Source organism: Candidatus Jettenia sp. AMX1, assembly GCF_030263775.1.
GTDB classification, from domain to species: domain Bacteria; phylum Planctomycetota; class Brocadiia; order Brocadiales; family Brocadiaceae; genus Jettenia; species Jettenia caeni.
This window is the reverse complement of sequence record NZ_SZPP01000015.1, coordinates 21,429-41,919: the sequence shown is the minus strand read 5'-3', so window position 1 is coordinate 41,919 and position 20,491 is coordinate 21,429. Positions and strand designations below refer to the sequence as shown.

Sequence of the window (20,491 nt, the reverse complement as noted above, 5' to 3'; positions counted from 1 at the left end):
TGATTTGTTGGATTCGCTTAATCCAACTCACTATTACATAACTTTGTTACAATGCCTACATTCTAACGCATTACCCTCAATCCATTTTGAACAATGAGGACATCTTTTCATTGGAAATTCACCAGATGCATATCTCGCTTTAAGTTCATCTCGAGAACTCATATTTGAGTTCTCGTCATGAGTCGAAAACGAACAACGACATCCAGGGTGGGTATCTTTACCCGATATTGGAATTTTATTTATAGTATAAACACCTGACAATTCCTCGCAAAACGAACAAGTATCCAGAGCAGGAGAAAACTCAACTTTTGTGACATCATTCTCTTTCCAATCATCTCTTTTTTGTGTTTGTGATGCAATAGACATTAAAGTATGTTGGTAAAGGTATTTTTTTTCTCTTATCATTTTAGCATATAAAAGTTCCTTTATTTTGCTATAGATGATATTTCTTGTTTCCTTATCATCTGGTTTGATAACATTCAAAAGTGAGTCCTGTATAAATTTTTTGCTTTTACTCGTAACCTTTTTGATGTTAAATTGTTCAGCAAGTAGTAATAATTCGTTTTTATCTAATTGATGTAGTAATTCATTGATACTCAAGTCTTCGCATTCCATTTCAAAGGCAAAATAATCATAAGCTGCCTCCCATAGTGCTGGCCATTCACCGGCATCGTAAAACTTTTTATACCACTCATCGTACTTGTCCCATGTAAAATTGTCGGGGATGTAATTTTTGGCCTTACAGTTTTTAGGGTTTTCTCCTTTTGCTAAAGAGTGGGAAACCTCTTCTATGACTTTTTGAAAAATATCTGGTGTTAAATTGGTGCCTGCTGCTGTTATATGTTTTGCTTTATCAGCATGTTTCATTCTCGTTATGGTTATTAAATTTTCTCTATCATTGTCTTTTTCAGCTTTCCTGGGAGTAATAGGAATTATTTTAATAATATTTGTCTTTGGATCGTACTCTTCTTGTGGTGTTAATGGAAATTCATATCTACAATAACGACATCGTACAGCATTATCCTGATTGAGTACCCCACATTCAGGACATTGTATGCGAATCTGCTTTTTCTCCTGTGATTTAGGTTGTTTTTTTAACCAATCAAATATTCCCATTTGTGGTACCCCTTTTTTATCTAAATTTTCTCCTTTTTTACCCATAACTATTGAGGAATCTTCTGTGAATACGAGAGATGATGGGAAGACATAACCACAATCGCATTGCATTGCCTCGTCAGGACTAAGCAAGCCACAACAAGGACATTTAACCATGCTAACCTCCTTTCTAAAATTTTACCCCGATTGTCTTACAGTAATTTTTATATGTTTTCTTCTTTTTCAATAACTATTGATGGTGTTTCGATATTTTCAATTATTTCAGGTTTTTGAGTAGTTGTTGATTCTTCTATTAAAGTTGGCGTTTCTTTAGTATTCTGTTTTGATTTTGATATTTTTTTCTTTCTCTTGATTTTTACATCTCCTATTTCTTCCCATGCTTCTTTTGATAACATTTCTTTTATACTGTCTGTGACTTCTTCTTCATCAACATTTATTCCTGTGGCTACCCTTAAGTGCTTCCTAATAATTCTGAGGGTATCTTCTTGAAATATGGCCCGGATAATACTTTTTGGTGAAAGGGTTTTGATTCTGAGATAGTAATCTTCCAATTCACCTTTCAGAATGCTTTTTTTATGAAGCAATCCGATGAAATACGCAGTATCATAAATATCATTCTCAAGAATGTCTACTGACCAAACAAGGTCATTCTGTATGCCATCATTAAAGTTGAGATGATATGCCTGCCAATACCGTCCACTGGTAAGAATAATCCACTCAACACCAGCGTTTGCAGCATAATTGCTAGCCTGTTCGATATAGCTTTTCCTGAGTTCCATGCCAGCTTGTTTTATTTCTATAAAGAAGGCTACTTTATTATTGAGTTTAATTGCATAGTCCACATATTTATCTTTAACTGTATGCTCTTTCGAAATTTCTGAAAAGACATCATACCCAAGTGCATCTTCAAGGAACTTACCGATCCTCATGGACGTTTCCGCTTCATTTATCCCTTGTTCATGTGCCTCTTGAAAAATAGGTATATATTTTTTTAGTACCCTACTAATGTCGACCGGCATAATAACTCCTCCTTTTCTTAATCTTACCTTATCTAAACCTTCTCCTTTTTTCGACAACAACCCCAACAATTCTGAATTCGTCTTTCTTTACCTCCATTTCCTGGTATTTTTCGTTTAAAGGACGCAGGACGTATTTATCGCCGTACTTCTTTAATTGCTTAAAGGTGCATTCCTCTTGATGGTTTTTTACGATGACGAAGTCGCCGATCTCTGGCTGGATGTGTGGGTTTACGATGATGATGTCGCCATCGTAGAACAGATCCTCCATGGAGTCGCCTTTGACGCGCAGGGCAAAGATGCATTCGCCGGAGACGTCTGACTGGATCCAGGACTCGGCATCCTCGGGGCGAAAGGTTTCGCACGTCTCCGTCCAGCCACCTGCCTTTACCCAGGAGATTACGGGTATGGGACGGGATTTCTTGAGGAGCGCTGGTTCAATGCCCTCGTATTTCATACCTGTAGGATATAACTCATCTGTTGTCATACCCGCAGCATTGGCAAGCTTTTTAAGAATATCAGGGTTTGGCTTGCTTCCCCGCTTTAAATAAGTTCTTAAAGTGCCGTAATTAATACCAGCGGCCAAAGCAAACTTACTTACATTCCCTTTGTATTTTTCTTTTAATATTTTGTGAAGGTTATTTATAAATTCTTGATTTTTCATTAGTTATAATTTATTTTAGCAATTGCTCATATTTTATTTGATAGTATTGAGCAATTGTATTAATATCTCTATTGACATATGAGAAATCACAGTCTATCTTCGGGACACGTATATATAATTGCATTTCTTGGTGTCTTAGCCTTTCGGTAGCGCTCAAAGGCTTTTTTTATTTCTTGTTCTGATTCGGGTGTTTTAGGGTGTTCCCGGAGAACGGTTTTGTTGCAGGTATTACAACATATTGTATCTGTTTTTATTATGAGAGTTTCTTTACCACATTCAGGGCATTTACCTTGTATTTTTGACATAAGTATTCTCCATAATTTCTTATAAACAAAAGTGTTACGATGAAAAAAAAGAAACGGATTCTCATTTCAGAGGTGGCACGGCAGGTGTTTCTCCGGCGGAGGGTTACGCCTTTTAAGCGTTGGATGGAGAAGTATAAGAAGAATTCATTCATTGTTGCAAGGGCGACGGGTCTTTCGGCAAGCGGGGTGAGGAAGGCTTGCAGATATGAAGATATGACGAAGAGGACGTGTATGCTGATTGCGAATGCGTGCGGGATTCCTCCTGAAGTAATGATGTTCCCGGAACGGTATGAGAATGCGCATGCTGCAGAACGGGCTTTTAACGCTATACGGGAGTTCCTCAGCGACATTGAAATTCCTGGCTAGGGTTTTTTAGAGAATCTTGGTGATATGTGGCAAATCACTTTATAGCAAATCCAAGAAAAAATAACAAGATATATTATTTGGTGGACGGTGACTTATGATAAATCACATTCTGCCGTGCCGATTTCTACGCCTTTGATTACTGTGTTAAGGGCGCTCTTGTTTTTCCGTGATACGACGACGCTCGTGATGCTGTGCCCCACAAGGCCCAGGAGTGCGGCGATCCCGACGCCGATGGCGCCGTAGCGCAGACGGAGAGGAAAAGAAGGATAATGCCTATACTGTAGTACTGTGTGCCGTGTTTCATTCTATAATCTCCTTACGTAGAGACGCACAGCCGTGCGTCTGTACACGGGTTTAGGAAAGGGGGTGAGGGGTATGATAGCGATACAGAGGGGTAGCAGGGCGGTTGCGATGTATGGAGGCAATGTTATACATGAGTTTGACATGAAAGAGTTTAGTAATGAGGAGTTGGTTGAATTGCGGTCGATTTTGTTTGATCAGTTGAGGGAGATGGATGAGGGGCAGGATGTGGTGCATGCGTTTATTGAGGAGATTAACGGGTTGTTGAGTGAGCGGATGAATGAGTTGGCTTGCAGCAGGGATAATCCCGTCATCTGTCATCTGTAACGTAGTAGGGAGCGGGTTTGAAACCCGCCCGTACAAAACAGGATGGAGGGGGTGATAACTATGACAAGGATGGTGACTCAGCAGCAGGAGGCAGTGAGCAGGAGGGCTTGTATTGCGGCAGCAACGGAACAGATGGTGGCGGCGATGGAGGAGTTTGTGCGGATACAGGGGGAGATGACGGTTTGTGAGTGGATGCAGGTGTTTCATGGGCTGTCGGGGAGGATGCTTGCGACGGGGTTGAAGCAGGATTGGGATTATATGTCCAATTTTACCGGGGGTAAAAAATAGAGGGTATCGGGCTTATGGAAAAATTGCTTACGGTTAAGGAGGTGGCTGAGATACTGAAAAGGTCTCCGGCGCAGGTGAATAGGCTATGCAGGCTGGGGATGATTAAGTTTGTGAGGTTCGATTATGAGAGGCTGTTTCTTGAGAAGGATGTGAGGGCATTTGTTGAAAGGTATACGATGCAGAAGGATGCGGAGGAGAATGTTATTAAGAAGAAACGGGGGAAGGGAAATGGCGCCGGGGTTTAGATACGAGGATGGCGCGGTGTTTATTTCTTTCAATGAGAAGGAGCGGCGGTTTGCGCTGAAGGACCTGAGCCTTTTGCAGTTACAGAATCTGAGGTTTTTTTTACATGATCATGTCGGCCTGCCACAGGTGTTTGAATGTCTGTATGAGGTGTATAAGAGGGAAGAGACATGGAACGGGATTGGCCCTCAGGGGCAGGGGAGCTATGAAGAACCCTCTGCCTCTGTCCTTTTCGCTGCAGGGACGCAAGGTTTGCGCTCCTGCAATGACCAGGAAGCGGGGTTGATCCCAGCCACCAGGTGCCTCATCCCTTCTACGCCTGGTGGCAGTTCCCTGGATACAATAATTTAGGAGATGAAATTATGCAAAGGCTTACGCCAAGTCAAAAAATACTGGATTATTATTCGAGAGAAAATGAAATCTGTGAAATTATCAGACATGCACATGATACGATTGCTCTGCTGGTTCTCAGGCATAAACGGGATCTCAGCGAACTTCTTGTGCTACGATGCAATGTGGCAATAGATGGTCTGAAAGATATACCTGAGCTCCTAAGAAAACGAAAAGGAGTTCAGGAAAAAAGAGGGAAAAAAAGGAGAACCTATGAACCATTATAATGGCGCTACGGTGTGGGGCGTGCTAGATAAATTTACGTGGGAAAAGACGGAGACAGGGAAGGATTATCTTGAGGTTTTTATTGAATGCCAGAATGTTGTGTTAGGGAATGTGCGGGTACTGGAAGGATCTGGAACAATGATATTGCAAATCAATGTACCAAACAGTTTAAAAAGTGTGATGGGGTACGACTGGAGGGGAATATACAACAGTACGTGGGACGTAACGAGGTGGTAAGGACGACTTTTAATTTCTTCCGGATTCAGCCGGGACTGATGAAGGAAAAGAAGGCGGCATTCAGATTGGTGGGTGAGGTGGAGGGGTTTGAAGGGAATAGTCTGAAGGTGCTTGTCAGGCAAGAGGCGAAAGAAGGATATGAGGAAAAGGAAGAGGTGTTTGAGGTGTTTGTGCCTGATGATGTGCTCTTGTTAAGTAAGGATCCATCGCTAGGGACCCTGGTGAGGCTGAAGGGGTATATCCAGGCGGAGGAGGATGAGTTTGGCGACAGAAAGGGACCTCAACAGCCTATAGTGAAAGAATTAGAAATTATTGAAAAAACGTAGGGACGGGTTTGAAACCCGCCCGTACAGGCCGTTTGAACATTTTTTTTACTAAAAAAAGGAGGTTGTCGTGCAGAATAAAGAAACGTTGTCATGTTGTACTGAAAATACGTGCCATATACCGGTAAATCCCCAAGAGGCTCAAAACCTTGCTGAGATAATTAGAGAACGGATCAAATGCAAGTTAAATGAATTTATTGAAACTGTTGAATTAATGAATGATGTCCTGGAAATTGACGGTATATCGATCGATAATGAACCCTGTCAGGAGATTACCGAAAGAAGCCGTATCAAGATTCTCAATCATAAACGTGAAGATGCCGTTGAGGTGGAGATTGACACGATCATTAAAACCCCCCTGGAAATCCTGATACCATCTCTTATTACCGGTGAAACGGAAAAGCTGATTGGTGTTACCAGGATTGTTGGTTATTACAGCCGTGTACAAAATTGGAACAAGTCAAAGATTGGTGAACTGAGGGACAGGCATAAGGGGAATTATGCAGTAGGAAGGCAGGGGTAAGATAGGAAATCGGAATACAGGAGTCGGAATTCCTGGCTTATGATATTTCATTAAGGTGGAATTATGACGGATAATATAAACCATCCTCAGCATTATAAAGCTGGTGGGATTGAGGCAATTAATGTAATAGAGGCCTTCGGGCTTGGTTTTCATCTTGGAAATGCAATTAAATACATTCTCCGGACAGGCAGGAAGACACCTGATCAGACGGAGGATGTCAGGAAGGCAATCTGGTATTTAAACCGTTTTTTGTACAATAAGGAGGAAAAAGATTGAGGATTATAAAACCATCAATTGAAATCCTTGATAGGCTGGATGAGACAGAACTGTTAAAGAGGTTGGAGTGTGTAGGACGTATCTGCTATAAGTCTGAGAATAAGATTACAGATACTTCATGTGTTAATTTCGTAAAAAAGATCATCAATTCCGGGCATCACTCGATTTTAGAACATATCAATATCTCTGTACGGGTAACCTGTGACCGTGGGGTTGCCGGGATGATTTTGGATGAGTTTACTTTCCTCTGGCCAAATGTTTTTGGGGATATAGTCAGATGAAAAAGAATTGTATGTTTTGTAAAAAAGAACTGGATACAAAGGATTTTGATTGTATCCGGATACCGGACTATAAGCAGACCTATTATACCTGTCTTGAGTGTCTAGACAACCACGCCAGACAGGAAGTTGCAGCCAAATTGGTCAACCAAGTAAATTCCCATAAAAAATAAGGAAAACTCCCTCAAAAAATGGGGACGAAGGAGGGTTGTTATGTATGAGAAATATTATCAAGAGATTGTAAAGACGATTAATAGTCAAATCAATCTAAAATTTCAAAATATAGTAAACAATGGGGTTAACGTATTAGACTGGACAAGGGATAATCAGCGTGAATTATATAGCCAGGAACGCAAGCTGGACGCGGAAGTAAATGAGGCATGGAAGGACACACCCCTACACCCCTCTCAAGAGGTAACACACCCCGTCCCTTCGGGCCACCCCTCTCAAGAGGGGAATAGGGATTTTGAGGTGTTTAAGAAGACGACGCTGGCATGGGGCCGGGTAACGCTTTCGATCTTTAAGAAATACCGTGAAAGGGCCATATAAGTATGAAACTAAAAAACTTTAGAAAGGAGTATTGTATATGTTAGAGATGGTAGTTTTGTTGATGGGCGGTGGTTTGCTATCCAAATGTTGCATATTGTGGATAACAATAAATTACACCAGACGAAAGGATAACGGCAGATGACAATAAAAGAATTGCAAAAACAAGTTCACGAGATGGCGAAAGAAAAAGGCTGGTGGGATAAAAGCAGGTCTATAGGCGAAATGATAGCTTTATGTCATAGTGAACTATCAGAAGCCCTGGAGGACTATCGAGCCTTTGGATGTAATTTCGAAACACGTAATGACAATGACAAACCTGAAGGATTTGCTGTTGAGTTAGCCGATTGTATCATAAGAATTCTGGATATGTGCGAGCATTTAGAAATTAATCTCCAGGAAGCATTAGAGAAAAAGATTGAGCATAACAAAACTAGACCTTATCGACATGGGAATAAGGTTATATAAACCATGGCAAAACAAAAATCACCACAAAAAATTATTGACGACTGGAACAGAAATAATCCCCTTGGCACCGTTGTTGATCTAATCCTGGATAACGGGAAGGTCAAAAGAACAAAGACACGAAGTATGGCCGAGCTATTAAGCGGATATCGTCCGGTAATCTGGCTTGATGGGGTGACGGGGTGTTATGCTCTGGAACGGGTGAAGGCTATTTCGAAAAAAGAATTAGCCACAGATGGACACGGATAGACACGGAATTTTTTAAATGAATTTCAATAACATAAGAATCGCAAAAAGTGCAAGTCGCAATCCCTTCTATTACAGGTCTTTATTCCTATAAAAGATTGTTAATAACCTTAAATGAACGACTTCGAAACTATTAAAAACAGATTATCAATAATCGATTTACTCCATGCCTACAAAGCTGAGAAAAAGGGGCGCTTTGCTAATCCCTCACCTTGCTGTAATCATAATGACTGTATGTCAATCGATGAAGATAAGAATTTATGGAAGTGTTTTTCATGTGGAAACGGGGGTTCTGTTATTGATCTGATTATGGTTGCAGACCAATGTAATGAATCCGAGGCACTAAAGAAGGCATCAGAAATGATCGGGTATGAGTTACAGAACCAATACCAGGAGAAGGAAGAGAAAAAGGAGACGGCGCAGGAAAGGATGTACCGGCTTGCGGCTGAGTATTATCACCAGGCGATGGTTTTAGAGGGGTCTCAGGGGCGGGAATGGTTTTGTAACGTGCGTGGACACACGGAATCCACCTTACAATTTATGGGGGCAGGGTGGACTACGGGAGGGCTTCTTTCGTTTTTACAAGGGCAATCGTTTACTCCGGCAGAATGTCTGAGTTTTGGTCTTGCAAGGGATAAAGATAAGGATGGGAAGCAGATACCGGTTCAGGATTATTACTGGCAAGGGCTTGTTGTCTTCCCGGTGGTTGACCATTCGGGGAATGTTATTTCGTTTACCTGCAAGGATCCTCTTAAGAAGGTAAAAGGGTTACTCCTCAAGGGCGCGAAAAAGACATGGTTTTTGAATCACCAGACGCTAGGGAAACACCAGGAGACCTTTCTAGTTGAAGGCGAGAATGACCGGGCTAGTTTGCTGGATGTTGGGATAAACAATGTGATCGGGACGGCAGGCGCGCCAAATGCGGAACAGGTTACTTTGCTGAAGAATTTTTATCCAAATAAAACACTCTATTTGTGGTTTGATAAGGATCCGCAGAAGGATTTCAGGAAAAACGAGGGAGGGCCGCATCATACCCGTTTTATCTACCAGGGTCTCCAGGAAGAGGAGAGTATTAAGGTTAAGATAATTACTCATCCGGGAACGGCAAAAGATCCGGATGAGTATATTCAGAAGTTGCGAAAAGAGGGATGCTCTGCAGCAGATATTCGGAATGCAGTTAAGGCATTAAAGGATCAAGCATTGGATCCTCTGGCATGGGAGATAGAGATGTTAAAGTCTATACCAGAGCCAAAGGATAGGCTTGAGACTTTAAAGATCCGGCAAATTCCTCATACTGTTAGTAGGCTGCATTCCAAAGCAGAACAAGAGGTTTATACAACCCTTATCGCGCAAACGATTGGGATAACAACCAGGGCAGCGGAAGATTTAGTTATGAATTCTACGGACCTTTCAAAAGAGCTATCGATTGCGTTTGGCGAGGATGCGGAGTTGAAAAGGGCTGATGGGACGAGGGTGGCCGATCAGATCTTTAAGTGGTTTTCGAATGGCGCCGGTGCGAGGTTTTTTAAGACAAGCGATAAAAAGGTGTGGATATTTTACCGCGGCCAGATTTATGAGATTGGGAATAATATTGATTTTAACTCGTTGATATTCAGGCTTACAAGGCTTACAGCGATAGAAAAGCCGGGACCTGTTGTGTGGTATTCGCTCCAAACCCTCTGTAATATTCACGGGGAATATGTGGCGCTGATGAGTTGGCTGTATACCGACAAAGAGAAGGATACGATTTATGTGAATTTAAGTAGTCCACATAATAAAATAATCAAGCTAACAGCGGGTGAGGATCCAAAGGTTATCGATAATGGCACGAATGAGAATTCCGTGTTGTTATCATCGAGCCCTCAAATGAAACCGTTTGAATATCAGCCAAATGTAGCGTTAGCCGAAGGCTTTCGCGCAGTAAAAACGCTGCTTATGGATACGATACCAGCAGAAGGGCCACAGCGGTACTTTCTGATGTGCTGGATTATCTCTGTGTTTATCATGAATTACCAGGGTGACCGGGGATTGGTTCAGATCCTTGGTGATAGTTCCTTGGGAAAATCGAAGATTGGTGAACGGACAAGTCAGCTTATTTATGGAGAAAATTATAGTGGCCGAGGCACTGATGCGGCTGATGATAGGACGGCCGCACAAAATCCAGTTGTCTTCCAGGATAACTTGGAGAATCGAAATCTTACCCAAAAGAAGGTTGATTTTTTACTGCTGTTGGCCAATAGCGCTAACAAGCCAAAGGCAAAAACAGGAAGCGATACGGAGAATATTTACCAGAAACTAAACTCCATGGGTATGATATCGAGTATTGAAGCATTTCCCGGGAAGCTGCCAGAGCTCGTGAATAGGACTTTTTCTATCATCCTTGAAGATCGATTTAAGATATCAGGATATACTCACGATGAAGTCATGAGAAGTATATCAAAGCAAAGAAATTTTATCCTTTCTGCTATCCTCAAAATGATAAGTAAGTCAGTCCTTCCGAGGTTATCGGAAAGGACTGAATGGTCGAAGTATCTTAATACACGCTTCCCAAAACATAATAAGGATAGGAATAATGAACATCTATGTACAATGATGGTCATCCTTGAAGCTTTACTCGAGTATATACCATCTCAAAAAGATACTGAAATTAAGAAACAGGCTGCAGACTTACTTGAGAGATGGATTACCTATCAAGAAGAACAGGCGAAGCAAACAGCGGTCACTTCCAATACCCTGCTAACCCTTATGGACGGTCTTGTGAAAGAAGTATGGATAAAAATAAGAGGCAGGGCAGATCTGCAATATCAATCAATAACTGAATATCCTGACAAGAGGGTTCTCGTGTTCGATGATCCTGAGTATCTTGAAACGTTTTATCTCACTGAGTCTCAAGAGGAGATCAGTGAGGATGAGGATTATGAAGGTCTCACAGAGAGTATACAGAGGCTGGAAATGATAGTAACGGCTGCGGATCTATTTACGATTTTTAATCGTTACTGCGCTAATCAGCATATTAAAAACCCGTACGATTCCCCAAATGCACTTGGAGCCCGTATATCGAATGACAAAGAAGTTATGAAGAAGGGTGGCTGGGAATATATCTCCAGGAAAGAGGGAGAGATTAAATATAAAAAGATTATGGGGAAGTGGTATTGGAAGTTTAGTAAGAAGATGAGGGTGTTAAGATGAGGTTTTTTCCTGCTATACCTAATGTAACTATTAAGGATAAAACAGTTTACAACCTTAGGGGAACTATAAAGATGAATTCTCACGGGTATAAACAAAGGACAAGTGGATACAATAAAGATGTAAAAACTCCTCTAAGTATATTATTATCAAATATTTATATATTTTTTTTACTAGAAAATAATTTTAAGATGAGGACATTTTTTAAAACAAGTTCCCTAGTTCCCCTAAACATATTTAAGTACTTGTATTTATTATACTTAACTTAGGGGAACTTATAGGGGAACTATAGGGGAACTTGGTGTATATGGTTTTTGAAGTTCCCCTAGTTCTATCGGTATGGTTTATAACAACTTAATTGAGGTTAGGGGAACTAGGGAACTAGGGGAACTTGATTTTAGCCTTCTAAAACTATTTTTCAGTGTAGGTGATAATGGTTGAGTTGGGAAAAAATAAATTATATTTATTTATTATATTTATGTTTTTATTTGTTTGTGAGGTTTTAGTGATAAGGATTAGAGGTTTATTGTGTGCTGGGGCTGTGTTGGATTTGGTTTTACACGTGGGGGAAATAGCAGAATATGCAGAAATGGAACGTCTGATAAGATGCCTAATGTTACAATGTGCTTGTTGCATATAAGCTATTATACTGTGGTAACTTATATGTGTATTGTTGTGTTTTTTAAAATTATTGAAGTGGTTTTTTTGGATAAAAGTACAAGCTATTGTATGGTAGTTAGGAAGGATTTAGACCTACCCCCCCTTGAAAGATTTGATGACCATTTTTGGTTATTTCCCCTGATACTGGTTATAAATTGGAGGGTATGGGGAAAGGGTTTTTTCTTCAGGGGGGCGGCGGGGGGAATATCTTTTTGACGGAGTTTGAGATGTGTGAAATAAAGTCATATCTGGAAGGTTTTGAGAGGCATTTGAGGATTTTACAGGCATTGTCGGAGGGGAGTGTGAGGACATATCGGGATAAGATCCTGGAGTTCTTTACATGGCTGGAAGAGATGCGGAGTCGGGAGTCAGAAGTCAGGAGTCAGAAGGGTATTGCGGATATTACCAGGCAGGATGTTGAGAGATATTTGGAACATTGTTTTTATAAGGGGAATGGGAATCAGACTCGGTTTACAAAGTTGATTGCGTTACAGAAGTTCTTCCGGTACCTGGTGTATGAGGGGGTAATTAAAGAGGATAGTACGGCTAATATACCCAGGCCGAAAATTTGGAAAAAGTTTGTTCAGAAGTTTACACAGCAAGAGGTCCTCGAGTTTTTCCGGGTGATCAATATTATGTCAGAAAAAGGGCTTCGGGATGCGGTGATTGTTATCCTGGCTGCCTTTGCCGGGTTACGGGTTAGCGAGATCTTAAATCTTGATCTTACGGACGTTATAGACGATGGAAAGGCTATTGATATTACTATCAGGGAGAGCAAGCATCATTCTAGCAGGGTTGTATATTTATGGAAGGTCCCTTCTTTATTCGTGAGGAAGTGGCTTTCGATAAGGTTGTCACACCATGCAAGAGGTGAGGATCCATTTATTATATCGTATCGTAAGGGCGGCAAGGTGTATGGCGATGGGAAGCGGTTAACGGCGAATGCCGTGGATGCGATTATTAAGAGATATGCGGAAAGGGCGGGGATAAGGAAGGCTAAAATACATATTCATATGTTCCGGGCTACGCATGCTTCAGATCTTCGGAGTATACAGGGATACGATATCGCGGCGATCGGGGAACGGCTTGGGCATAAGCATGCAGAGACAACGATGAGGTATTTCCCTACGCGCGGACGCATACACAGAATATATCCGAGCCTGGCAGCATACTGGCAGCCATTCACAAATCTTTGGATTAAAAAGGATGAAGGAGAGAAGATTGAAGGAAGTAAGCAGTAAAACTCACAAGTCGCTCAAGCGTAAGGTTTTCCAGGATGAATATCGAAGGATGTTTCAAGAGACGAGGAAGTTTGTGGTGTTTGTGCTAAAAAATTCCTAAAAACCTGTTCATGGAGGTGTCATGCCGAAACCAATGAGTTATGATGCGTTGGATCAATTATATCAAAGGTTTTGCGCCGATTTTGGGCCGGATGTTGCGGAAAAGGTATTCAAGGTTTTTGTGCAGGAGCTTTCCGGCTGTCGGATCTCAATACCCAAGGCATCCTATTTTATCCGTGAGGCACGTAATAAGCGGATAAAAATGCTTTTCCATGGCGGGAATTATGAGGAATTGGCGCTGAGGTTTGGGATAACGACGCGACTTGTGAGGCGGATTGTGCATGGTGATTGATATTAATAGTCGAAAGAAAAATTTTCTTGACTTCTTTGAGTCTATCAGACAGATGATTCAACGCACGATTTGGCTCAGAAAGTATTCTTCCACCTGTATTATACAGGTGGAAGGAGTTGGTTTAAGACCCCATCTTTGCATTTTTGAGGAGGCAGTGCTTGGTTTAACGATGAAATTGCAACCTTTACGGTGTAAAGACCCTAATATTGCAGCAAAAATAAACGAACGACAGGAAGAAATGGCTATAATTCTTAAGGATGTCTTAAAGGGTAATATTCCTAAAAGAGGTTTCTGTAATGAGGAACTTGGGTTATTACCCCGTCCTGGTCTCTCTATGAATACCGTCCCTCAATTATGCAAGCAGGCAAATAAGGGGTGTCAGTTTTCAGCCAGGGCACTTAACTTTTTCTTTGATATGCCGGTGGATGATCTTATTGATGATGTAGTAGAATCTAACCCAAATACGTCGGAGATCTCCTCGTTGATTGTGGAATACCTGGAAGCGATCCTTGATGATGGTAACTTGCCTGACGTATCGTATGTACAAAATGCATTTACGATAAGATCCGCGCATATTTATAAGACATTTCTTGAGATAAGCCGCAGGAGAAGTCTCAAGAAGTTTTTTACAAGCCAGTACAATTTAGCATCACTTACCAGTCGCGAAAGGGACAGTATTGAGTCTCTTGGATGGCGTAAGAGACTAGAAAGTGTGAGTAATGGGCGCAGGACATATCGGTTTGAACGGATATTGATGTCGGATGTACATAATGATTAACAATTTTTATACGGCAATATTGAAAAAAAGTGAAAAAATACTTGAATAAGTGTGTATGGTGTGTATAATATAAGGCATGAACAGCAAGGAGATAATCAAAAGGCTGGAAAGTGAAGGCTGGGTAAGGGTGCACACAAAGGGAAGCCATCACAAGTTTAAACATCCAAAGAAGAAAGGAATTGTTACGGTTATTCATCCTAAGAAAGATTATCCAATTGGAACATTAAGAAGTATTTTTAGGCAAGCGGGCTGGAAATGGAGGTAATTATATGTATTTTCCCGTTGTAATTCATAAAGATAAAAAGAGCGGCTATGGTGTCACCATCCCCGATATTCCCGGTTGTTTTACGGTTGGTGACACGCTAGATGAAGCATTGGCGAATATTCAGGAGGCGGTAGAATGTCATCTTGAAGGTGAAACAGAGGTGCCAAAACCATCGAGTATAGATAAGTATATGCAACATTCTAATTATAAGGGTGGTGTTTGGGTACTGGTGGATATTGATCTTTCGTTTATGTCCGGTAAGGCAGTGCGGATTAATATAACGGTACCTGAAAGGATTCTTCGTAAAATAGACAAGGCGGCCAAAAAACGTGGCGTACCACGTTCGGTTTTCCTGGTCGATGCTGCTAGTAAAATTGCAGAGAGTTGATATAGAAAGGGATGGGATATGAAGGCAAAATACAAAAGAAAAGATTTTGAGATCGTTGAAGAAGGGGGAAGGGCATACATCGTAAGAAAGGCGGACGGCAAGAAGGGTCTGCCTCTCCAATCAAAAGAGCTTGCTGAATTTGCATTAAGGAAAATCCTCAAGCACCGATTACCACTGGAATAAAAAATCATGTAAAAAAATATTGAAATCATCTGCCAGCAGATGGCAGGGGAATGTGGTATAAGAAAGCCCAAAAGGTTTAGAAATTTTACCTGGAGGGCTTTTTTTGTTGGAAGAAGAAAAGAATAGTTCAAACAGTTTAAACAGTTCAAGCGGTTTAAATTCTGGCACTTCAGATATTCAACCACATGCAAATAATCAAAGCGGCTTAAACTACTTAAGCAATGAGGAAGAGGTCGGGATTCCGGAGCGGCTTCGGGTTAAGCGGCGGTATACGAAGTCGGAGAACTATATGTCCGATGCCGCGCGGGAGGCGCGCAGTAAGGGCGGGAAGGCACGGGCTGAGAAGTTCCCGGCGCCGAACTGGAAGCATGGGAAGTATGCGAAGTCGTTTGTCACCGGCGCGATTAAGCCGTGCAAGTCTACCTGTCCGCAATATCCCTGCGATATCATTGAAGAGGGAAAGACGACTCCGGGGGATGCCTGCCTTGACAAGGCCGCGGTTATCGAAACCTATAAGGCAATTATAGATGCGGTCAAGCATAAAAAGCTTGATGACTTTCAGGAGATTGCATCCTTAACGATTGCCCAATCCATTCAGACCTTACAGATGCTCTTAGAGGATGTTATCCGGGATGGTCCAACCATTCAGAGTGAGGTATTTGATAAACACGGAACTGTGATTGGCCATGAAATGAAACATCACCCTGCCTTGAATGTGCTTCCTAAACTCATTGCAGATCTTGGTATGAGTCCCCAGGAGTTTATGATTACGCCGAAGGCTATTGCGAAACAGGGGACGGAGGAGAAAGGGATTGAGACGCTTGGGGATCTGCTTTCGAAGATTGGGTCGAATATGCAGAAGAAAGAGGCTAAGAAGGATGAGGAGTAAAAGATTTGGTTCAAGCCGTTTAAACCGTTTAAGCCGTTCAAAATATGATTGAGACTGTTGAGCCTATTGCTATTGCGGATCTGAAAAAGGGTATTCTGGTACCGCGGGCTGATTTTGAGGCGTGGCTTCAGAGGCTTGACTGGACGTGGCATCAGCTTGCGCGCAGTGAGTTCCCGGAGCCGTATACCAGTATTGCTGAGTTCCAGCTTGGTTGTATTCTGGCTGATCCTGTGCTTTGGGTGCAGTTCTTTTTACGTGAGCCTGAGGATCCAAACCATCATGATCCTTATAATCTTTTTGAATATCAAAAGGAGGCGTTACGGTATCGGGGTCATAAGATTTATTGCTGCGGCGCTGAGGTAGGAAAGACACGGGATATCGTTGCGGATAGTCTGTATATGGTGTTTGCGAATGTTTTGGGGTCGGGATTGATTGGGGCTCCACAGCAAACGCACCTGGATGAGATTATTGAGGCGATGAATGATCAGTTTGAATGGAATCCGGATCTCGGTAAGGCACGCACTCATCCTTATGTTAAGGATGGATGGAAAAAACATCCGCACCATGCATTTTATTTCTACGGCAAGAAGCACCGGTTCAAGATTGATTTCCGTCCTTCGGGATACGATGGTGAGGCATATAGAGGTGTTCATGCCAGGACGTTTGTGAAAAAGGACGAGGCCGCAAAGGATAAGAATAAGAAGCAGTGGTCTGAGTTCTGGCGTGCTATGAAACCGCGCTGTATAGCAGGTGTTTATTCTGTACCGGATGGCGACCGGTCTTGTGAGTTTTTTAAGCTTGATGAACGGGCAAAGGGTACTGAGAAGAGCAAGGAGCTGCAGCTTGAATCGCTGAACGACCTGCCTTCACATGTGAAAGAAATTCAGTTCAGGCGGCTACAGTGGTCAAAGACTATCATGTCTGCTCCGTATTGGTCAGAGGAGCGGCGGAGGTTTTATATCGATCAGTATGGCGGAGAGGACGCACCGGAATTTCGGCATAACGTGTTAGGCGAGCATGGTGATCCGGAGAACACGGTATTTCCCTGGCATCAGTTTAAGCTTTGCATTAAGGATATTCCCGAGTACCGGGCATTAAAGGTTTTTGTGGATGCTACGAATAACGAGGTGAGTGTTTCCGGGTATAAATGCGAACTTATTGCGGGTGATAGCGGGCCGGTACCAAAACAGGTACTTCTTCTTGATATGCGATATGATAAGTCAAAATTTTTCCAGCTTGATGAGATGGGAGATTCTGAGTTTAGAAGACTCATCAAGGGTTTTTTCATTTCGGTACCGGGACTGAAGAGAGCAGGTGCGGATCTAGGTTATTCCGGAGATCCTACTGAGATACTGGTAAAAGTTATCTATGGGTTGAGGGAGAAGGTTATTGCCCGTTTACAGCTCAAGCATGTTACGTATGACCAACAATGCCAGGCATTGGATGCGGTTGACGATGTCTATGGGCCGAAGGAATCTATCTCATGGGGGACTGATTTCGGAAATGCAGGATCAGCGGTTGCTCATGATCTTCAGGGATTACGACAATATGCCCATAAGAATTATGAGGACCGTTTAAAGGGGTTTCAGTTCGAGTCTACAACGGATAATGTTGACGAGGACGGCGAGCCGATTATTGACGCCAAGGACGGTAAACCGGCGAAGATAACCCTGAAAGAACTTTCGACCGATATTCTTACCAAGAAGGTGCAACGGCAGGAGTGTGAGTATCCTCCGGATAACGATTTTATACTCTATTATACGAATCATACGGTCCGGTCTGGTGGAAAGCATCGGATTTATAAGAAAGAGGATGATCATTTGATCGATGCGGACCGGTGTCAGAAGTTGGCGCAGATATTTTTGGATACGGTAGAGGATATTTTTGCGTGTGGATAAAAAGAACCGTTCAAGCCGTGTAAGCCGTTTCAGCCGATCAAACGGTAACGGCTTAAACGGTTTGAGCCAAATCTTTTAGAAGGAAAAGCTTATGAAGGTGTTTGGGTTTGAGATACAAAAGGCAAAGGCTAAGGCGGCATCGGGTGTTTCTTCGGCTCCCCAGTTTAAGCCGTACCCGGCGCAGGGGTGGATGACTTCGTGGTTTCAGGATTGCTTTCTCCGGAAGGTGTCCGGGGATTTTTACGAGATACTCCGGGAAGGGATTCCGATTATTGATTCGGCTATCCGAAGGCTTATTTCGCTTGATGGGACGATCAAGATTATCGGGGATAATGGGGCGCTGGTGAGAGAGCTTGAAGATTTTTGCTTAAGCGTTCCTGTTAACGATAAACAAAAGGGGATACACGCATTCCTGGAGAATGCATCGAATGAGAAGTTTGAGCAAGGGTTTGCGCTTGCTGAATTTGTGGCAACGAAGGATCTTCGGGATATCGCAGGCCTGCGGGTGGCGGATAGTAAGCAGATTGTCTTCAGAAAAAATGCCGAAGGAATAGCTGAAGCGTGGTACCGGTATCCGGGGTATGCGCCGACTCGCGCCTATAGCAAGCCTGAAAGTGTCGTTGAACAGATCTTAACGTCAACCTATAACCAGGTTGTTTGGATCCATGGCATGTATGAGGAGAAGCTGAATCCGGAGAATAAGCTGTATTTCAGCATTAATAACGAGAATAGCGATCCGTATGGTGTTTCTATCATGCGGTCGATGGAATTTGTCGCAAAGATACTCATGACGATGCAGAACAGCATTATGAACGTGTGGGAACGGTTTGGAGATCCTTCCTTCCATGTTAAGTATAAGACTACCAAAAGGGATTTATCAGGTGATGATGTAGAGAAACGCAGGCAGAAGATACAGACCGACTTTGATACTGCGATCCGGGCAAAGCGCGCGGGCAAGAGCGCTGACTTTGTGACTGCCGTAAACACCGATGCCGATGTGCTTATAGAAGTAATCGGGCACGATAATCAGATATTACAGCTTGATGTGCCAGCGCGGCATGTGTTGGAGCAGATTGTTTCAAAGACGAATTTACCGGCGTGGATGCTGGGAATATATTGGTCTACTACGGAACGAATGGCAACGCTTGAGGTGGAATCGGCGCTTCAGGATGCGAAGATCAGGCAGCTTTCCATGCTTCCGGAATTTATCAGGCTTTTCTCGATCGTTTTAAAGCTTCGGGGCAGGAAATGGAAGACGGTTACTACGGATGTGGAAAAGCCAGGCGACTGGGGAATTGTTTTTGAGACGCCGAACTTGCGTGATCTGGTAAGCCAGGCGCAGGCGCGGTTCCTGAATGCCCAGGCGGATATGATGCAGAATGGGGTGAATACGAATAGCACGCAGACGAATGTTACGGTGGGCGGGGCGAGTGTGGAGATTAACGGGATGAAGTTTCCTTTGAATGGTTTAAACCGTTTAAGCGGTTCAAGCCGTTCAAGCTGTGAACATCATAAAGAATTGAATAGACCTACGCCCTGGCCGGAGCTGGACAAGGTGGAAGATGAGTATGAGGAGAAGCTGAAGGCGGATTGGAAGGGGTTACAGGAGAGGGTGTTTGAGATATTGAGATTATCGGAAGATGGGAAGGATAAAGCTCTTAATCCCCCCTGCCCCCCTTTAGGAAAGGGGGGAGATAATTTTCATTTAGGAAAAGGGGGAGATGGTTTTCATTTAGGAAAAGGGGGGAAAGAAATATTTTTATCAAAGGGAGGGAAAGAAATACCTGATGTGCCTTCTGCAGATAATTTTGATTTCTCGGAGGAGCAGCGAAAGGCGATTATGCAGGCGCTGAAGGATCTCCTTGGGACGTATGATTGGAAAGATACTAACTCTGCCGTGAGGTTTTATTATGGGCAGGCATATAGCCTTGGCCTCATCCAGGCGGCAAAGTTATTGGGTAAGGATAGGCCGATTCTGGATATTATCAAGAATCGGGAAATTTTTGATGAGATTGCTAAGAATGGATTTAAGCTCGTGAAGAATAATGCAACCTCTGCAATTGTAGACAAGATTATCCCTGCAATCGAAGATCAGGTCGCAGCGGGCGCCAATTCCCGGCACGTGGCTGCCAGGCTGGAGAAACTTTTTGGGGATAAGAATTCGGACTGGGAAAGGTTGGCAAGGTCTGAAATGTCCATGGCTGCGGAGAATGCGAAGATTGATGAGTGGGGGGAATGGGGGGTTGATACGGGTAAAGCGGTGGTGCCTGTTAAAGATACTCATCCCAGGTGCAGGTGTTCGAATTCGGTTAAAGATATTGATGGAAAATTAATCATGGTATTTGTGCCGGCGCCGGATGCGTGTCCGATTTGTATGGCATTGGCGCAGTAAAAAGATTTGGTTCAAGCCGTTTAAGCCGATTAAGCGGCTTGAGAAAAATAGTGAAATCATCTGCCAGCAGCCGGCAGGGGAATTTG

The 20,491-nt window shown here is 42.8% G+C and carries 29 protein-coding genes; 25 read left to right on the top strand and 4 right to left on the bottom strand.

Translation table 11 applies throughout. The features are described from left to right. Positions 1-33: 33 nt before the first annotated feature. The 4 genes from FBQ94_RS05705 to FBQ94_RS05690 all read right to left on the bottom strand — a co-directional run bounded on the left by FBQ94_RS05705 (position 34) and on the right by FBQ94_RS05690 (position 3,101). The gene (locus FBQ94_RS05705) at positions 34-1,161 is read right to left on the bottom strand and encodes a hypothetical protein (RefSeq protein ID WP_285442039.1); all 1,128 of its coding nucleotides are present in this window, start codon (positions 1,159-1,161) and stop codon (positions 34-36) included. A 158-nt stretch (positions 1,162-1,319) separates the two neighbouring features. Further along, positions 1,320-2,135 carry a type I restriction enzyme HsdR N-terminal domain-containing protein gene (locus tag FBQ94_RS05700; protein ID WP_007222165.1) on the bottom strand — a complete coding sequence of 272 codons (816 nt, stop codon included), beginning with the start codon at positions 2,133-2,135 and terminating at the stop codon, positions 1,320-1,322. A gap of 28 nt (positions 2,136-2,163) precedes the next feature. Beyond that, positions 2,164-2,796 (bottom strand): LexA family protein, encoded by a 633-nt coding sequence (locus tag FBQ94_RS05695; protein WP_007222166.1) that lies wholly within the window; start codon positions 2,794-2,796, stop codon positions 2,164-2,166. Positions 2,797-2,882: 86 nt separating this feature from the next. Further along, positions 2,883-3,101, bottom strand: coding sequence for an LYR motif-containing protein (locus FBQ94_RS05690; protein ID WP_007222167.1), 219 nt, complete (start codon positions 3,099-3,101; stop codon positions 2,883-2,885). A 39-nt stretch (positions 3,102-3,140) separates the two neighbouring features. Here FBQ94_RS05690 and FBQ94_RS05685 point away from each other — a divergent pair, with 39 nt between their 5' ends. The 25 genes from FBQ94_RS05685 (at position 3,141) to FBQ94_RS05570 (ending at position 20,405) form a co-directional block, all read left to right on the top strand. After that, a complete protein-coding gene (locus FBQ94_RS05685; protein WP_007222168.1) occupies positions 3,141-3,467 on the top strand; it encodes a helix-turn-helix domain-containing protein in 327 nt (108 codons plus the stop codon). A gap of 375 nt (positions 3,468-3,842) precedes the next feature. Then, positions 3,843-4,094 (top strand): hypothetical protein, encoded by a 252-nt coding sequence (locus FBQ94_RS05680; protein ID WP_040543746.1) that lies wholly within the window; start codon positions 3,843-3,845, stop codon positions 4,092-4,094. Positions 4,095-4,111: 17 nt separating this feature from the next. After that, entirely contained in the window at positions 4,112-4,282 is a 171-nt protein-coding gene (locus FBQ94_RS05675) for a hypothetical protein (RefSeq protein WP_007222171.1), read from the top strand. A 114-nt stretch (positions 4,283-4,396) separates the two neighbouring features. Further along, positions 4,397-4,627 carry a helix-turn-helix domain-containing protein gene (locus FBQ94_RS05670; RefSeq protein WP_007222172.1) on the top strand — a complete coding sequence of 77 codons (231 nt, stop codon included), beginning with the start codon at positions 4,397-4,399 and terminating at the stop codon, positions 4,625-4,627. Beyond that, a complete protein-coding gene (locus FBQ94_RS05665; RefSeq protein ID WP_040543749.1) occupies positions 4,611-4,976 on the top strand; it encodes a hypothetical protein in 366 nt (121 codons plus the stop codon). The genes FBQ94_RS05670 and FBQ94_RS05665 overlap by 17 nt, the downstream gene beginning before the upstream one ends. An 11-nt stretch (positions 4,977-4,987) precedes the next feature. Beyond that, the gene (locus FBQ94_RS05660; protein ID WP_007222173.1) at positions 4,988-5,242 is read left to right on the top strand and encodes a hypothetical protein; all 255 of its coding nucleotides are present in this window, start codon (positions 4,988-4,990) and stop codon (positions 5,240-5,242) included. Continuing rightward, positions 5,229-5,477, top strand: coding sequence for a hypothetical protein (locus tag FBQ94_RS05655; protein WP_007222174.1), 249 nt, complete (start codon positions 5,229-5,231; stop codon positions 5,475-5,477). Before FBQ94_RS05660 ends, FBQ94_RS05655 begins: the two co-directional genes overlap by 14 nt. Beyond that, a complete protein-coding gene (locus FBQ94_RS05650; protein ID WP_285442038.1) occupies positions 5,456-5,803 on the top strand; it encodes a hypothetical protein in 348 nt (115 codons plus the stop codon). The genes FBQ94_RS05655 and FBQ94_RS05650 overlap by 22 nt, the downstream gene beginning before the upstream one ends. Positions 5,804-5,870: 67 nt before the next feature. After that, positions 5,871-6,323, top strand: a complete 453-nt coding sequence (locus tag FBQ94_RS05645; RefSeq protein ID WP_007222176.1) for a hypothetical protein — start codon at positions 5,871-5,873, stop codon at positions 6,321-6,323. Positions 6,324-6,386: 63 nt separating this feature from the next. Further along, on the top strand, positions 6,387-6,599 hold the full coding sequence (locus tag FBQ94_RS05640) for a DUF3310 domain-containing protein (protein ID WP_007222177.1): 213 nt from the start codon (positions 6,387-6,389) through the stop codon (positions 6,597-6,599). Beyond that, positions 6,596-6,880: an FAD-dependent thymidylate synthase gene (locus FBQ94_RS05635; protein WP_007222178.1), complete on the top strand. Its 285-nt coding sequence runs from the start codon at positions 6,596-6,598 to the stop codon at positions 6,878-6,880. Before FBQ94_RS05640 ends, FBQ94_RS05635 begins: the two co-directional genes overlap by 4 nt. Then, positions 6,877-7,050, top strand: coding sequence for a hypothetical protein (locus FBQ94_RS05630; RefSeq protein WP_007222179.1), 174 nt, complete (start codon positions 6,877-6,879; stop codon positions 7,048-7,050). The genes FBQ94_RS05635 and FBQ94_RS05630 overlap by 4 nt, the downstream gene beginning before the upstream one ends. A 40-nt stretch (positions 7,051-7,090) precedes the next feature. Next, positions 7,091-7,426, top strand: coding sequence for a hypothetical protein (locus tag FBQ94_RS05625; RefSeq protein WP_007222180.1), 336 nt, complete (start codon positions 7,091-7,093; stop codon positions 7,424-7,426). A 138-nt stretch (positions 7,427-7,564) separates the two neighbouring features. Continuing rightward, positions 7,565-7,891 (top strand): nucleoside triphosphate pyrophosphohydrolase family protein, encoded by a 327-nt coding sequence (locus FBQ94_RS05620; RefSeq protein WP_007222181.1) that lies wholly within the window; start codon positions 7,565-7,567, stop codon positions 7,889-7,891. A 3-nt stretch (positions 7,892-7,894) separates the two neighbouring features. Next, positions 7,895-8,137, top strand: coding sequence for a hypothetical protein (locus FBQ94_RS05615; protein WP_007222182.1), 243 nt, complete (start codon positions 7,895-7,897; stop codon positions 8,135-8,137). 111 nt (positions 8,138-8,248) lie between these two features. Further along, the gene (locus FBQ94_RS05610) at positions 8,249-11,323 is read left to right on the top strand and encodes a CHC2 zinc finger domain-containing protein (protein ID WP_007222183.1); all 3,075 of its coding nucleotides are present in this window, start codon (positions 8,249-8,251) and stop codon (positions 11,321-11,323) included. Between the two features lie 884 nt (positions 11,324-12,207). Beyond that, positions 12,208-13,221: a tyrosine-type recombinase/integrase gene (locus FBQ94_RS05605; RefSeq protein WP_285442037.1), complete on the top strand. Its 1,014-nt coding sequence runs from the start codon at positions 12,208-12,210 to the stop codon at positions 13,219-13,221. 121 nt (positions 13,222-13,342) lie between these two features. Further along, positions 13,343-13,612: a Mor transcription activator family protein gene (locus tag FBQ94_RS05600; RefSeq protein ID WP_007222185.1), complete on the top strand. Its 270-nt coding sequence runs from the start codon at positions 13,343-13,345 to the stop codon at positions 13,610-13,612. After that, positions 13,602-14,390, top strand: a complete 789-nt coding sequence (locus FBQ94_RS05595) for a hypothetical protein (RefSeq protein ID WP_007222186.1) — start codon at positions 13,602-13,604, stop codon at positions 14,388-14,390. The genes FBQ94_RS05600 and FBQ94_RS05595 overlap by 11 nt, the downstream gene beginning before the upstream one ends. A 76-nt stretch (positions 14,391-14,466) precedes the next feature. Further along, positions 14,467-14,655, top strand: a complete 189-nt coding sequence (locus FBQ94_RS17425) for a type II toxin-antitoxin system HicA family toxin (RefSeq protein WP_007222187.1) — start codon at positions 14,467-14,469, stop codon at positions 14,653-14,655. A 4-nt stretch (positions 14,656-14,659) separates the two neighbouring features. Next, a complete protein-coding gene (locus tag FBQ94_RS05590) occupies positions 14,660-15,043 on the top strand; it encodes a type II toxin-antitoxin system HicB family antitoxin (RefSeq protein WP_007222188.1) in 384 nt (127 codons plus the stop codon). Positions 15,044-15,061: 18 nt separating this feature from the next. Further along, positions 15,062-15,226 (top strand): hypothetical protein, encoded by a 165-nt coding sequence (locus FBQ94_RS05585; RefSeq protein WP_007222189.1) that lies wholly within the window; start codon positions 15,062-15,064, stop codon positions 15,224-15,226. Between the two features lie 103 nt (positions 15,227-15,329). Then, positions 15,330-16,115: a hypothetical protein gene (locus FBQ94_RS05580; protein WP_040543761.1), complete on the top strand. Its 786-nt coding sequence runs from the start codon at positions 15,330-15,332 to the stop codon at positions 16,113-16,115. A 44-nt stretch (positions 16,116-16,159) separates the two neighbouring features. Further along, on the top strand, positions 16,160-18,013 hold the full coding sequence (locus FBQ94_RS05575) for a hypothetical protein (RefSeq protein ID WP_007222192.1): 1,854 nt from the start codon (positions 16,160-16,162) through the stop codon (positions 18,011-18,013). A gap of 91 nt (positions 18,014-18,104) precedes the next feature. Continuing rightward, complete coding sequence (locus FBQ94_RS05570) at positions 18,105-20,405, top strand: structural protein (protein WP_007222193.1); 2,301 nt, start codon at positions 18,105-18,107, stop codon at positions 20,403-20,405. Positions 20,406-20,491: the final 86 nt, after the last annotated feature.